The sequence below is a fragment of the Serratia sp. S4 genome (assembly GCF_000347995.1).
GTDB classification, from domain to species: domain Bacteria; phylum Pseudomonadota; class Gammaproteobacteria; order Enterobacterales; family Enterobacteriaceae; genus Serratia; species Serratia quinivorans.
In genome coordinates this window covers 4,768,801-4,780,884 of sequence record NZ_KB661120.1, presented here as the reverse complement: position 1 = coordinate 4,780,884, position 12,084 = coordinate 4,768,801, and the positions used below count along the sequence as shown (strand labels likewise).

General features: G+C 55.3%; 14 protein-coding genes. 8 read left to right on the top strand and 6 right to left on the bottom strand.

The features are described from left to right. Positions 1–51: 51 nt before the first annotated feature. The 4 genes from SERS4_RS0123040 (at position 52) to SERS4_RS0123025 (ending at position 3,302) form a co-directional block, all read left to right on the top strand. On the top strand, positions 52–420 hold the full coding sequence (locus SERS4_RS0123040; RefSeq protein WP_012147155.1) for a diacylglycerol kinase: 369 nt from the start codon (positions 52–54) through the stop codon (positions 418–420). Between the two features lie 121 nt (positions 421–541). Continuing rightward, entirely contained in the window at positions 542–1,150 is a 609-nt protein-coding gene (gene lexA, locus SERS4_RS0123035) for a transcriptional repressor LexA (RefSeq protein WP_012147154.1), read from the top strand. Between the two features lie 292 nt (positions 1,151–1,442). Continuing rightward, a complete protein-coding gene (gene dinF, locus SERS4_RS0123030; RefSeq protein ID WP_017894204.1) occupies positions 1,443–2,801 on the top strand; it encodes an MATE family efflux transporter DinF in 1,359 nt (452 codons plus the stop codon). 291 nt (positions 2,802–3,092) lie between these two features. Beyond that, positions 3,093–3,302: a CsbD family protein gene (locus tag SERS4_RS0123025; protein WP_017894203.1), complete on the top strand. Its 210-nt coding sequence runs from the start codon at positions 3,093–3,095 to the stop codon at positions 3,300–3,302. Between the two features lie 108 nt (positions 3,303–3,410). Here the strand turns inward: SERS4_RS0123025 and zur are convergent, their stop codons facing one another. The 4 genes from zur to SERS4_RS0123005 all read right to left on the bottom strand — a co-directional run bounded on the left by zur (position 3,411) and on the right by SERS4_RS0123005 (position 5,907). Continuing rightward, a complete protein-coding gene (gene zur / locus SERS4_RS0123020; protein WP_026142557.1) occupies positions 3,411–3,923 on the bottom strand; it encodes a zinc uptake transcriptional repressor Zur in 513 nt (170 codons plus the stop codon). A gap of 156 nt (positions 3,924–4,079) precedes the next feature. Then, positions 4,080–4,838, bottom strand: coding sequence for an anti-sigma factor (locus tag SERS4_RS0123015; protein ID WP_017894201.1), 759 nt, complete (start codon positions 4,836–4,838; stop codon positions 4,080–4,082). Further along, complete coding sequence (locus SERS4_RS0123010) at positions 4,835–5,284, bottom strand: RNA polymerase sigma factor (protein WP_026142556.1); 450 nt, start codon at positions 5,282–5,284, stop codon at positions 4,835–4,837. The genes SERS4_RS0123015 and SERS4_RS0123010 overlap by 4 nt, the downstream gene beginning before the upstream one ends. Before the next feature lie 89 nt (positions 5,285–5,373). Further along, entirely contained in the window at positions 5,374–5,907 is a 534-nt protein-coding gene (locus tag SERS4_RS0123005; protein ID WP_012147148.1) for a tetratricopeptide repeat protein, read from the bottom strand. A gap of 206 nt (positions 5,908–6,113) precedes the next feature. On the opposite strand from SERS4_RS0123005, the gene dusA reads away from it, so the two are divergent. Together dusA and pspG are read left to right on the top strand one after the other, a co-directional pair. Further along, the gene (gene dusA, locus SERS4_RS0123000; RefSeq protein ID WP_017894199.1) at positions 6,114–7,124 is read left to right on the top strand and encodes a tRNA dihydrouridine(20/20a) synthase DusA; all 1,011 of its coding nucleotides are present in this window, start codon (positions 6,114–6,116) and stop codon (positions 7,122–7,124) included. 159 nt (positions 7,125–7,283) lie between these two features. Then, positions 7,284–7,502: an envelope stress response protein PspG gene (pspG, locus tag SERS4_RS0122990; protein WP_012147146.1), complete on the top strand. Its 219-nt coding sequence runs from the start codon at positions 7,284–7,286 to the stop codon at positions 7,500–7,502. Between the two features lie 311 nt (positions 7,503–7,813). Here pspG and SERS4_RS0122985 read toward each other — a convergent pair whose 3' ends face one another. Together SERS4_RS0122985 and SERS4_RS0122980 are read right to left on the bottom strand one after the other, a co-directional pair. Beyond that, the gene (locus tag SERS4_RS0122985) at positions 7,814–8,245 is read right to left on the bottom strand and encodes a lysozyme inhibitor LprI family protein (protein ID WP_017894198.1); all 432 of its coding nucleotides are present in this window, start codon (positions 8,243–8,245) and stop codon (positions 7,814–7,816) included. A 118-nt stretch (positions 8,246–8,363) separates the two neighbouring features. After that, on the bottom strand, positions 8,364–9,353 hold the full coding sequence (locus SERS4_RS0122980; protein ID WP_017894197.1) for a quinone oxidoreductase: 990 nt from the start codon (positions 9,351–9,353) through the stop codon (positions 8,364–8,366). A 177-nt stretch (positions 9,354–9,530) separates the two neighbouring features. Here SERS4_RS0122980 and dnaB point away from each other — a divergent pair, with 177 nt between their 5' ends. Together dnaB and alr are read left to right on the top strand one after the other, a co-directional pair. Next, positions 9,531–10,955 carry a replicative DNA helicase gene (gene dnaB, locus SERS4_RS0122975; RefSeq protein WP_012147143.1) on the top strand — a complete coding sequence of 475 codons (1,425 nt, stop codon included), beginning with the start codon at positions 9,531–9,533 and terminating at the stop codon, positions 10,953–10,955. Positions 10,956–10,972: 17 nt separating this feature from the next. Continuing rightward, positions 10,973–12,052: an alanine racemase gene (gene alr / locus SERS4_RS0122970; protein WP_017894195.1), complete on the top strand. Its 1,080-nt coding sequence runs from the start codon at positions 10,973–10,975 to the stop codon at positions 12,050–12,052. The last annotated feature ends 32 nt before the right edge of the window (positions 12,053–12,084 follow it).

The following is a 12,084-nucleotide window of genomic DNA, read 5'->3' as shown; positions in this document are numbered from 1 at the left end:
TGGCCTAGACTGTTTAATTATGACTTATCTCTGCTAAAGGCACTAAAAAACATGGCAAACCAAGCAACCGGCCTGACCCGTATTATTAAAGCCGCCGGCTACTCTTATAAAGGCTTTTCCGCTGCCTGGCAGCACGAAGCGGCATTCCGCCAGGAATTGGTGGCGACCGTGCTGGCTATCATACTGGCGATTTGGCTGGACGTGGGTGCGATAGCGCGCATTTTACTGATCGGATCGGTGCTGTTGGTGATGATCGTCGAAATCCTGAACAGCGCGATTGAGGCGATTGTCGATCGGGTGGGGACTGAGCATCACGAGCTTTCCGGTCGGGCAAAGGATATGGGCTCGGCGGCGGTCTCGCTGGCGATTATTTTGGCGCTGTTTGTCTGGGGGTCGGTGCTGTGGCAGCACTTTGCCTGAGTGGCGGCGTTGCGTTGCGACAGGTGTCGCTAATCCCTGATTTTTATTCACTCTTCGGTTCCCAAGCCGCAGTTACCTGTATATACTCACAGCAAGACTGTATAAACAAACAGGGGGCGGAATGAAAGCACTAACTACCAGACAGCAAGAGGTCTATGATCTGATTCGCGATCATATTTCGTCCACTGGCATGCCGCCAACGCGCGCCGAGATCGCCATGCGTCTGGGGTTCCGTTCGCCAAATGCCGCAGAAGAGCACCTGAAAGCGCTAGCGCGTAAAGGCGTTATCGAGATTATCTCCGGCGCTTCGCGCGGCATTCGCCTGCTGATGGAAGATGAAGAGGGTTTACCGCTGATTGGCCGTGTCGCCGCCGGTGAGCCGCTGCTGGCGCAGCAGCATATCGAAGGGCACTACAAGGTCGATCCTTCCCTGTTCAAACCGAGCGCGGATTTCCTGCTGCGGGTCAACGGCATGTCGATGCGTGACATCGGTATTCTCGACGGCGATCTGCTGGCAGTGCATAAAACTCAGGACGTGCGTAATGGCCAGGTGGTTGTGGCACGCATTGAAGATGAAGTCACGGTCAAACGTCTGAAAAAACACGGTAACGTGGTTGAGCTGCTGCCAGAAAACAGTGAATTCCAGCCGATTGTGGTCGATCTGCGTCAGCAGAATTTCACCATTGAAGGTCTGGCGGTCGGTGTGATCCGCAATGGCGACTGGGTTTAATCCTCACGCCCAAACATCGTCCTCTGATTCAAGTCGCCCCAGCTCTGGGGCGATGTCATATCTGATTCACTATATACCCTATAGCTTTCAAGTTGCAGCTAGGCGGCCAACTCGCTCACCCCCAGGCGCTTACTCAGGTAAGTAACTGGGGTGACAAATCTGCCGGGAGCAGATTTGAACGCTGTTTGCAGCGGCCCCGAAGGGGTGTGGCTCATGGACGGGCCACATAACTGAGTGCAGATAACAACGCTGCAACTTGAAAGATGACGGGTATACACGGGAACATTTCACTATGCGCCTGCTTTCTGCCTTCACCAGCGATACCGATAAAGCCCTGTGGCGCCTTGCGCTGCCCATGATTTTCTCCAATATCACCGTGCCGCTGCTTGGGCTGGTGGATACCGCAGTCATCGGCCACCTCGACAGCCCGACCTATCTGGGTGGCGTAGCGGTTGGCTCCATGGCCACCAGCTTCCTGTTTATGCTGTTGCTGTTTCTGCGTATGAGCACCACCGGGCTGACTGCTCAGGCGTTGGGGGCACAAAATCCTCAGGGTCTGGCACGAGCCTTTATGCAGCCGTTGCTGCTGGCGGTGTTGGCCGGGGTGGCTATTGTGTTACTGCGCTATCCGCTGATTGAGTTGGCACTAAAAATCGTTGGTGGCGATGGGGCGGTGCTGGAACAGGCTCGCTTATTCCTCGAGATCCGCTGGCTGAGCGCCCCGGCGGCGCTGGCGAATATGGTGATCCTGGGTTGGTTGCTTGGCGTGCAATACGTACGCGCACCGGTGATCCTGCTGATTATCGGCAACCTGCTGAATATCGCATTGGATATCTGGCTGGTGATGGGACTGGGCTGGAACGTGCAGGGGGCCGCGACCGCGACCGCCATCTCTGAATATGCCACGCTGCTGTTGGGATTATGGCTGTCCTGGCGCGTGATGCGCATACGCGGCATTTCTGTGCCAATGCTGAGCCAAGCCTGGCGCGGTAATCTGCGGCGTCTGCTGGCGTTGAATCGCGACATTATGCTGCGTTCATTGCTGCTGCAACTGTGTTTTGCCTCGTTGACCATTTTCGGTGCCCGGCTGGGTGGCGAGGTGGTCGCGGTAAATGCGGTGCTGATGAATTTGCTGACCTTCACCGCTTATGCGCTGGACGGTTTTGCCTACGCGGTAGAGGCACATTCGGGCCATGCCTATGGGGCCCGTGACGATAGCCAACTGCGCAAAGTATGGCGTGCGGCTTGTCGGCAAGCCTGTCTGGTGGCGTTGGGTTTTGGTCTGATCTATGCCGTTGCCGGGCAGCAAATCATTGCCGCCTTAACCTCTTTACCGGAGCTGCGCGCACTGGCGAGCCACTATTTGCCGTGGCAGGTAGTGCTGCCGTTGGTGGGAGTATGGTGCTATTTGCTGGACGGCATGTTTATTGGTGCCACCCGCGGCGCAGAAATGCGCAACAGCATGGCAGTAGCCGCCGCCGGTTATGGGCTGACGCTGTTTACCCTGCCTGTACTGGGCAACCATGGATTGTGGCTGGCGCTGGCGGTATTTCTTTCGCTACGCGGCCTTTCTCTCGGGTGGATTTGGCATCGCCACAGGGTGCGAGGGACCTGGTTTGCAGCGGATGCGACACAGTCAAAAAATGCATAAACATTAATTTTGTTTATGTTTTTATTTATATTAAGTTACATTTTCTTGAGCGAAATTGTTTCCGCTTACTTACTGTTCTTCTGGGGTTTTTACTGATTTTTCTTTGTTTTTTGAATTTTTATCCTGATTTTTTCTTTTTTATCGCTATCTGTAGCTATAGTTAATCATGTGGCTGGCGGAATAAATGGGAACTGACAACCCTTTTATTCAGGTCGATTGACCGAAATAATTACTCAGTTAAGTCCGGCCACAGGTGTTTAAAACTGACTAATCACAGGTAACGGAGAGGTTATGAACAAAGATCAAGCCGACGGTAACTGGAAGCAGTTTAAAGGGAAAGTGAAGGAAAAGTGGGGCAAGCTGACCGATGACGATCTGACGGTCATTGAAGGGAAGCGTGAACAGCTTGTCGGTAAAATTCAGGAACGTTATGGCTACCAGAAAGAGGCGGCCGAGAAAGAAGTTAAATCCTGGGAAGACCACAATAAGTATCGCTGGTAGCGCGCTGGGCCACAGCGGATTGCGGCCATAAGCTACTTTTAAAGGCCCGGCGTTTTTATCCCCTTGACGCCAAGCCTGCAGGTACAGGGAGGTACCTGAAAATCCAACCTATTTCTTCTTGATGGCGATGCTGTGATCGTGTTCGCCGCAGTCATGCTTGCTGTCACAGGCTTCTACCTCAACGCAACCCGCACACAGGCCATGCGCCTCCACCACGTTATGACGTAGAACAAAACCAGACTCCTTCGCCAGTTTCTGCAGTGTCTCTTCGACCCCTTCGGTAGTGCGTTCAGTCACCTGACCACAGCGATCGCAGATAAACAGCGCGGAAGTGTGCGTCGGCTGTTCGAAGTGATGGCACAGCACGTAGCTGTTGGCGGATTCCACCCGGTGAATGAAGCCTTGTTCCAGCAGAAAATCCAGAGCACGGTACACCGTCGGTGGTTTGGCCTGGGGTTCGGCGACGCGCAGCAGATCGAGCAGGTCGTAAGCGCTGATGGCACCGGGCTGCTGTGCCATCAGGCGTAACACTTCCAGCCGCTGCGGTGTCAGACGCACATTGCGTTGCTGACAGAGTTGTTCAGCCTGTGCCAGCAGCTTTTCCTGGGTGTTTGAGTTCATGGCAAATTTCCCGGTACGTAAAAAAGCCGATTTTACCATGCTTCAGTCAAATCGCCGAGAGTCGGCCCCTTTTCCTCTGATATGGCGCACTAATCGACTGGTTTAGCGCCTGCCGTCCGTCACCAGTGTGACGATGTTCACACTTGGAGTGGGGTCTTAGCTGGCAAGTGAGTGTTGCAAGCGCTCTGCTAACGCGGCCATTTCCGGCGCAGGGTTATGCCCAATCAGCATAAAACCATGACGGCCATCGGCCCAGTAGACCACGTTCATTCCCTGGCGGCGCTCGCTTTGGGCGGACTGAGACTTGCCCGGTTGCTGAACAATACACAGTGCCAGCGCACCGAATTGAGCATCCAGCCAGGTTAATTGAGCGATACGCCGATCGTCGTAAGCCAGCACGCGAGCGTTTTTCAGCTCGGCGCCGCTCAACATTAACTTCGGTAGCGAGAGTGCGATGCCCAGCCGATCGCCGGTTTGCTGTAGCTGATGGGCAATCTGTGTAGCCGTGTCATCGAAGCCTGCCAGCGTTTCCGGCGTGTACAGTGCCATATATTGGGCGACCAAACCGCGCCAGTTGTCTTCTGGCTGGCTGAACTGTAAATAGGCGCGATCGCCTGCGATGCCCAGTGCCAGAAAACCAACCGCGGCGGCGATCAGGCTACGCCGACTGACACCGCGCTGCGGCACTGGGGTGGTAATGGGGCCTGCGGCGCGTAGACGTTGGACCGGCGCCTCATCAAGCAACGGAGCAAATGCCTGCTTAAAAGGCAGGGTGCTGCGTGCCAATAACGACAAACGTTCGGCCAGCGCGGGTTCATCGATCAGGCGCTGTTCCAGAAGCTGGCGCTGCCGTGGGTCCAATTGATTGTCCAGATAGGCGACCAGCAGTTCATCCGCAGCGTAGGTTGAGCTCATGATTGTTCTCCTTTTGCCTGGGGTGAACGGGTCTGCAGCATGCTGTCATTTGCCAATCTCAGGCGTGCCGCCGCCAGACGGCTCATGATGGTGCCGATGGGCACGCCAAGCACCTCGGCAGCCTCACGGTAAGACAGCTCCTCCACATAGACCAGAAACAGCGTATTGCGCTGCGCCTCCGGCAGCCGGTTAACCCGCTGCATCACCTCGTTGGCCCAAATCGGCTCTTCACTGTTTTCCGACCCGGCCAGTTCGTCGACGTCGACAAAACCCTGCCCCTGGCGGATATGTTGGGCGCGAATCTCGTTAAGCCAGATAGAATGAAGGATCGCAAACAACCAGCGGTCCATCCGCGTGCCCACGGCAAACTGTGCGGCGCGTTCCAGCGCCCGCACGCAGGTGGCTTGAACCAAATCGTCGGCAACATCCCGCCGGTGGGAAAGCACCAGACCATAGCGCCACAGGCGGGAAAGATACTGGCCGATTTCGTTACGGATCGCGTCGCTACTGATGTTTACCTCCGGGCCAGGCTAGATCATGATTCTGGGTGGTGATCGATGGCTGCCGCCAGATCGCGGTACTCTTCACAACCGGTGCCGCATAGCGACTGGATCACCTTCAGTTGTTCTTTCGCCAAATCCTGACGGCCCTTGACCATATAGGCCTCACCCAGATATTCACGGACTTTCGGGTATTTCGGATCGAGCGCTACTGATTTTAAATAGTAGCCGATCCCTTCATCGGTGCGGCCGAGCTTGCGGGTCGCGTAACCGCGGTAGTTCAGTGCAACCGCGGTGTTAGGATCCTTCAGGGTATTGAGCACGTCGAGCGCCTCCTGGTAACGACCGCTTTTTGCCAGCGCATAGGCATAGTTAGCCCGATCGTTGTCGTCGATCATGCTGCTTTTTTCCACCATGCAGGTCTTGGTTTTTGTATCGTATATCTGGCCTTTCGGGCAGGTTGGGGTGGTCTGACCGCTATCATCACCGCCCATTGCCAGGGCCGCCCCGGAAAACAGCAGAGAACCGGCAATGACAGGCAGCAACAGGCGTTTAACGAAACTGTTCATGGTTGTTTCCTCATTGGGAAGGGCGCAGAGCTGCACCCATAACGAGAGAACACCCGACAGCACATTTTTATTCGTTTTTTCGGGGGCTTTTTTTAGTCAGGCGGCACGGTGGTTTTCCCAAGGCGGCCGATTGTCGTTATAATAGCCGTTTGCGGCAGCATGCCGTTCGTTGAAACCAGACAGAATCAGGTAGCCAGTAGCCCAGCATGACGACAGACAACAACGCTTCAAAATACGCCGCCAATCGTTTCTCCATCGCGCCGATGCTCGACTGGACCGATCGTCATTGCCGTTACTTCCACCGCCTGCTGACCAAGGACACGCTGCTGTACACCGAAATGGTGACTACCGGCGCGATTATCCATGGCAAGGGTGACTATCTGGCCTACAGCGAAGAAGAACATCCGGTGGCGCTGCAACTGGGCGGCAGCGATCCGACCGCGTTGGCACACTGTGCCAAATTGGCTGAGCAGCGCGGCTACGACGAGATTAATCTCAACGTCGGTTGTCCGTCCGATCGGGTGCAGAATGGCATGTTCGGCGCCTGTCTGATGGGGCAGGCAACACTGGTTGCCGACTGCATCAAGGCGATGCGTGATGTGGTGTCGATCCCGGTGACTGTGAAAACCCGTATCGGTATTGACGACCAGGACAGCTATGAGTTTCTGTGCGATTTTATCGCCACCGTTGCCGGACGCGGTGAATGCGATATGTTCACCATTCATGCGCGTAAAGCCTGGCTGTCGGGCCTGAGCCCGAAAGAGAATCGTGAAGTTCCGCCGCTGGATTATCCGCGTGTCTATCAGTTAAAACGTGATTTCCCAGAACTGACTCTTGCCATCAATGGTGGGGTGAAAACGCTGGAAGAGGCGAAGCAGCACCTACAGCATCTGGACGGCGTAATGATGGGGCGCGAAGCCTATCAGAACCCAGGCATTCTGGCGCGGGTCGACAGTGAACTGTTTGGCCGCCAGACCGAGGTGATGGACAGCGTGGCGATTATTGAGTCGCTGTATCCTTACATCGAACGCGAACTGTCGAACGGCACCTACCTGGGCCATATTACCCGCCATATTCTGGGCCTGTTCCAGGGCGTGCCGGGTGCGCGTCAGTGGCGCCGTCACCTGAGCGAAAATGCCCATAAGCCAGGGGCAGATGCGCGCGTGGTTGAACAAGCACTGGATTTGGTGCGCCTGCCGCGTACCGAAATGGCGTAATTGACATTAATATCTGACTAAAAGTTAGCGTTTTTGACCAGGCATGTCGCATTATGTGATGTGCCTTTTTTTTAATTTCAATCACTTGGTTTCCACGCCAGCTTGGCACGCTTCTTGTAATAGCTCAGCAGATACTTTGTTTTGCGAAGGAGCAAAATCATGTTGGAACTCTTCTTTCTGGTCGGTTTTGTTGTGATGCTGATGGTGACCGGGATTTCGCTGCTGGGCGTGTTTGCCGCGATACTGGTGGCGGCGGCGTTTATGTTACTCGGTGGGCTGTTTGCGATGGTGATTAAGCTGTTGCCGTGGTTGATTCTGGCTGTGGTCGGTGTCTGGATTTACCGTTCGATGCAGAAACCACAAATACGCCGCTACTGATTTTTTGTTGAATAATCAGGCGGTCACGTTGAAAATTACGCAACAGACTTGTTCTGAATGCGGCAGCGATCACAGCTTGGCGCTTTAAATGCTAATGCGGCGTATTAGCCATGTTTTTTGCCTTTCCGGGCTGTTAGGATATTTGTCGATGCAGCGATGCGACCTATTTCATCACCGCTAGAGACATTTACCCAATACCAGTGTTGCTCAAGCAACCCCCTGTTTCTTGCGGACTCTGCTCTACCCCTACAAACGCAGTAATAGAAAGGGCTCCGTCAGGAGCCCTTTCTATTGGTTATGATCCCGCGATATCAGGATGCTGGCCAGTCATTACTTTCGAGTTGCAGTGTGCGATCAATGGTCATATTCAGTTGGCATGAAGCAGAGTCCAGCATATCGCCGGAACCATGCGGCGCTGCGACCAGCGCAAGACACTGGCTGTCTTTGAACTTCAGCCAGTTACGTTGCGCCTCACGCCAGGCCTTTGGCGCGGCTTTAAACTTGAGTGATTCCTTATAGGCCTTGTTCAAACGCGCATCCCAGAGTTTGAATTCCGCTTCGATACAGGCGGCAGCACCAGGCGTGTTACCGCCATCCTTATCCATGCATTGCATATAGGTCTTGGAGTATTGGTATTTCATCAAAACGTTTTGCTCTGTGTCCTGAGTAGCCGCCGGTGCTGCGCTGACGAATGCAGGGGTTACGGCGAAAACCAGTGCTGTGGCAAGCATTTTTATTTTCATTTCTGCGTTATTTCCTTATTGATCAACATGAATTACCAGAAGATCATATTCCTTCCGTGATAATTATTCGATGCGATACAGTGCTTTATATTGCCTTGTGTTTGTAAGGATATTTATCTCAGCGACCCGGGATCAGCAAGCTTGAACCGCTGGTGTTGCGGCTTTCCAGCACCTGATGTGCGCGCTGTGCATCGGCCAACGCAAACTTTTGCTCTTCCTTCACGTCGACTTTGATAGCCCCGCTGCCGATCAAGGAAAACAGCTCATTGCTGGCATACTGCAGTTCAGCACGGTTGGTAATGTAGCCGTTAAGCGAAGGGCGGGTGACGTACAGCGAGCCTTTTTGGTTCAGCAACGCCAGATCAACACCGGTGACCGGGCCGGAGGCATTGCCGAAGCTCACCATTAGCCCACGGCGTTTCAGGCTGTTAAGTGAGGCCTGCCAGGTACTTTGGCCTACCGAGTCGTAAACGACACCGACTTTCTCGCCCTGTGTCAGCTCAGCCACGCGCTGGGCGATATCTTCCTTATGGTAATTGATGGTTGCCCAAGCGCCGGCGTGCTTCGCCAGCTCGGCTTTTTCGTCGGAGCCGACGCTGCCGATCAGTTTTGCCCCGAGCGCTTTAGCCCACTGGCAGGCTATCAGCCCAACGCCCCCTGCGGCGGCATGGAACAGGAACACTTCACCCGGTTGCACCTCATGGGTTTGGCACAGCAAATAATGCACCGTCAGCCCTTTCAGGAAGGAGGCTGCGCCCTGCTCAAAACTCAGGTTATGCGGCAGCAATGCCACTTTTTCCTGCGAAACGTTGTGCACTTCGCTGTAGGCTCCAAGCGTCGACTGGGCATACACCACCCGGTCACCCGGTTTTAGCACGCTGACACCGGCACCGACCCTGGTGACTACCCCGGCTGCTTCGGTGCCCAACCCGCTCGGTAGTTTGGCCGGCGGGTACAGACCGCTGCGCACATAGGTGTCGATATAGTTGATGCCGATCGCCTTATTCTCGATCTGCACCTCACCGGCTGCCGGATCTACGGGGGTAAAATCAACATATTGCAAGACTTCCGGGCCGCCGGTGGCGGAGAATTGAATGCGCTTTGCCATTTCATTACCTCGAGTGGGGGTCTGATTTCACCCTACGCGTTTTAGCATCGGCGATCCAGTTTGCCCTGGGGTGGCTTGATACTTTTTGCATCTGTTATGCGCAGGAATCACAGCTAAAAATCACGTATACTCTCGCGTCAGGATCCTCCATTCGCCACCGGATAAAGAATACGTTTCATGGCAGGAAAAAAACCAACCAACAGAACAAACGCAGACGAAGCCAAAGAGCGCCCAAGAGACCGCCAGATGGAAGGGCTGAAGATGCCGCCACATTCGCTGGAGGCGGAACAGTCCGTGTTGGGCGGTTTGATGCTGGATAACGAGCGCTGGGACAACGTGTCCGAACGCGTCGTCTCCAACGATTTCTTCAGCCGCCCGCATCGCCTGATCTTTACCGAGATGCAGCGCCTGCTGGAAATGAGCCGACCGATCGACCTGATCACCCTGTCCGAATCGCTGGAACAGCGCGGTGAGCTCGATTCCGTCGGTGGGTTCGCCTACCTGGCCGAATTATCGAAAAACACCCCAAGTGCTGCCAACATCGGTGCTTATGCAGATATCGTACGTGAACGTGCGGTAGTGCGTGAGATGATCTCGGTGGCCAATGAAATCGCCGACGCCGGTTATGATCCGCAGGGTCGCAGCAGTGAAGACCTGCTCGATCTGGCTGAATCCCGGGTGTTCCAAATCGCGGAAAACCGGGCCAGCAAAGATGAAGGCCCGAAAGGCATTGAGCGTATCCTGGAAGATACCGTTGCGCGCATCGAACAGCTGTATCAGCAGCCGCACGATGGCGTTACCGGGGTAGATACCGGCTATCAGGATCTCAATAAGAAAACTGCCGGTTTGCAGAAATCGGATCTGATTATCGTCGCCGCCCGTCCTTCGATGGGTAAAACTACCTTCGCCATGAACCTGTGCGAACACGCCGCGATGACGCAGGAAAAGCCGGTGCTGATCTTCAGCCTTGAGATGCCAGGCAACCAGATCATGATGCGTATGCTGGCGTCGCTTTCGCGCGTAGACCAGACGCGCATTCGTACCGGCCAGCTCGATGACGAGGACTGGGCGCGAATCTCCAGCACCATGGGTATCCTGCTGGAGAAGCGCAATATGTACATTGATGACTCCTCCGGCCTGACGCCGACCGAAGTTCGCTCCCGCGCCCGCCGTATTTTCCGTGAACATGACGGCCTGAGCCTGATCATGATCGACTACCTGCAGCTGATGCGCGTGCCGTCCCTGTCCGACAACCGTACGCTGGAGATCGCTGAAATTTCCCGTTCGCTCAAGGCGTTGGCGAAAGAACTGCAGGTGCCAGTGGTGGCGCTGTCGCAGTTGAACCGAAGCCTGGAGCAGCGTGCCGACAAGCGCCCGGTCAACTCCGACCTGCGTGAGTCCGGTTCCATCGAGCAGGATGCCGACCTGATTATGTTCATCTACCGTGATGAGGTTTATCACGAGAACAGCGATCTGAAAGGGATTGCCGAAATTATTTTAGGTAAGCAACGTAACGGTCCAATCGGTTCCGTGCGTCTGACCTTTAACGGCCAGTGGTCGCGTTTCGATAACTACGCGGGGCCACAATATGATGACGAATAATCAGCTAAGGAACTGAAATGAAAGCGGCAACCGCTGTAATCGACCGCCGCGCTCTGCGACATAATCTGCAACAGGTGCGCCGTCAGGCGCCGCAAAGTCGCCTGATTGCCGTTGTGAAAGCAAACGCTTATGGACATGGCCTGCTGGAAACAGCGCACACCCTGCAAGACGCCGACTGCTACGGCGTGGCGCGTATTGGCGAGGCATTGATGTTGCGCTCCGGCGGTATCGTCAAACCGATCCTGATGCTGGAAGGCTTCTTCTGTGCGGAAGACCTGCCGGTGTTGGTGGCCAATAACATCGAAACCGCGGTGCACAGCATCGAACAGCTCGAAGCGCTGGAGCAAGCCGAGCTGGCGCGCCCGGTGCCGGTGTGGATGAAGCTCGATACCGGTATGCATCGTCTGGGCGTGCGCCCGGAGCAGGCAGAGGCGTTCTATCAGCGTCTGAGCGCCTGCCGTAACGTGGTGCAGCCGGTTAATATCATGAGCCATTTCAGCCGCGCCGATGAGCCTGAGTCGGACACGACGCTCAAGCAAATACAGTGTTTCGAAAGCTTTGCCGCCGGCAAACCGGGGCAGCGTTCGATCGCCGCCTCCGGTGGCACTCTGCTGTGGCCGGATGCGCACAACGAGTGGGTACGTCCAGGTATTATCCTGTACGGTGTTTCACCGATGGAAGGCTCTCAGGGCTGTCAGTATGACCTGCAACCGGCGATGACGCTTAAATCCAACCTGATCGCGGTGCGTGAACACAAAGCCGGTGAATCTGTGGGCTACGGCGGCACCTGGGTTAGCGCAGGTGATACCCGTTTGGGCGTGGTGGCAATGGGCTATGGCGACGGCTACCCGCGCAGCGCACCTACGGGGACACCGGTGTGGCTCAACGGCCGTGAAGTGCCGATAGTGGGTCGGGTGTCGATGGACATGATGTCGGTCGATCTGGGGCCGGAAGCTACCGATAAGGTTGGCGATGAAGTGGTGCTGTGGGGCCAGGCTTTACCGGTCGAACGAATTGCCGACTGTACCGGCATCAGCGCTTATGAACTGATTACCAAACTAACGCAGCGCGTGTCGATGGAATACATCGGCGAATAGCCTGTGAGGGGCCAGCGCCTGCCGGCCCCAAT

Bases quoted from the DNA above. Each gene is read 5' to 3' on its own strand.
- SERS4_RS0123040 (WP_012147155.1), top strand. From the start codon at position 52: ATGGCAAACCAAGCAACCGGCCTGACCCGTATTATTAAAGCCGCCGGC.
- lexA (WP_012147154.1), top strand. From the start codon at position 542: ATGAAAGCACTAACTACCAGACAGCAAGAGGTCTATGATCTGATTCGC.
- dinF (WP_017894204.1), top strand. From the start codon at position 1,443: ATGCGCCTGCTTTCTGCCTTCACCAGCGATACCGATAAAGCCCTGTGG.
- SERS4_RS0123025 (WP_017894203.1), top strand. From the start codon at position 3,093: ATGAACAAAGATCAAGCCGACGGTAACTGGAAGCAGTTTAAAGGGAAA.
- zur (WP_026142557.1), bottom strand. From the start codon at position 3,923: ATGAACTCAAACACCCAGGAAAAGCTGCTGGCACAGGCTGAACAACTC.
- SERS4_RS0123015 (WP_017894201.1), bottom strand. From the start codon at position 4,838: ATGAGCTCAACCTACGCTGCGGATGAACTGCTGGTCGCCTATCTGGAC.
- SERS4_RS0123005 (WP_012147148.1), bottom strand. From the start codon at position 5,907: ATGAACAGTTTCGTTAAACGCCTGTTGCTGCCTGTCATTGCCGGTTCT.
- dusA (WP_017894199.1), top strand. From the start codon at position 6,114: ATGACGACAGACAACAACGCTTCAAAATACGCCGCCAATCGTTTCTCC.
- pspG (WP_012147146.1), top strand. From the start codon at position 7,284: ATGTTGGAACTCTTCTTTCTGGTCGGTTTTGTTGTGATGCTGATGGTG.
- SERS4_RS0122985 (WP_017894198.1), bottom strand. From the start codon at position 8,245: ATGAAAATAAAAATGCTTGCCACAGCACTGGTTTTCGCCGTAACCCCT.
- SERS4_RS0122980 (WP_017894197.1), bottom strand. From the start codon at position 9,353: ATGGCAAAGCGCATTCAATTCTCCGCCACCGGCGGCCCGGAAGTCTTG.
- dnaB (WP_012147143.1), top strand. From the start codon at position 9,531: ATGGCAGGAAAAAAACCAACCAACAGAACAAACGCAGACGAAGCCAAA.
- alr (WP_017894195.1), top strand. From the start codon at position 10,973: ATGAAAGCGGCAACCGCTGTAATCGACCGCCGCGCTCTGCGACATAAT.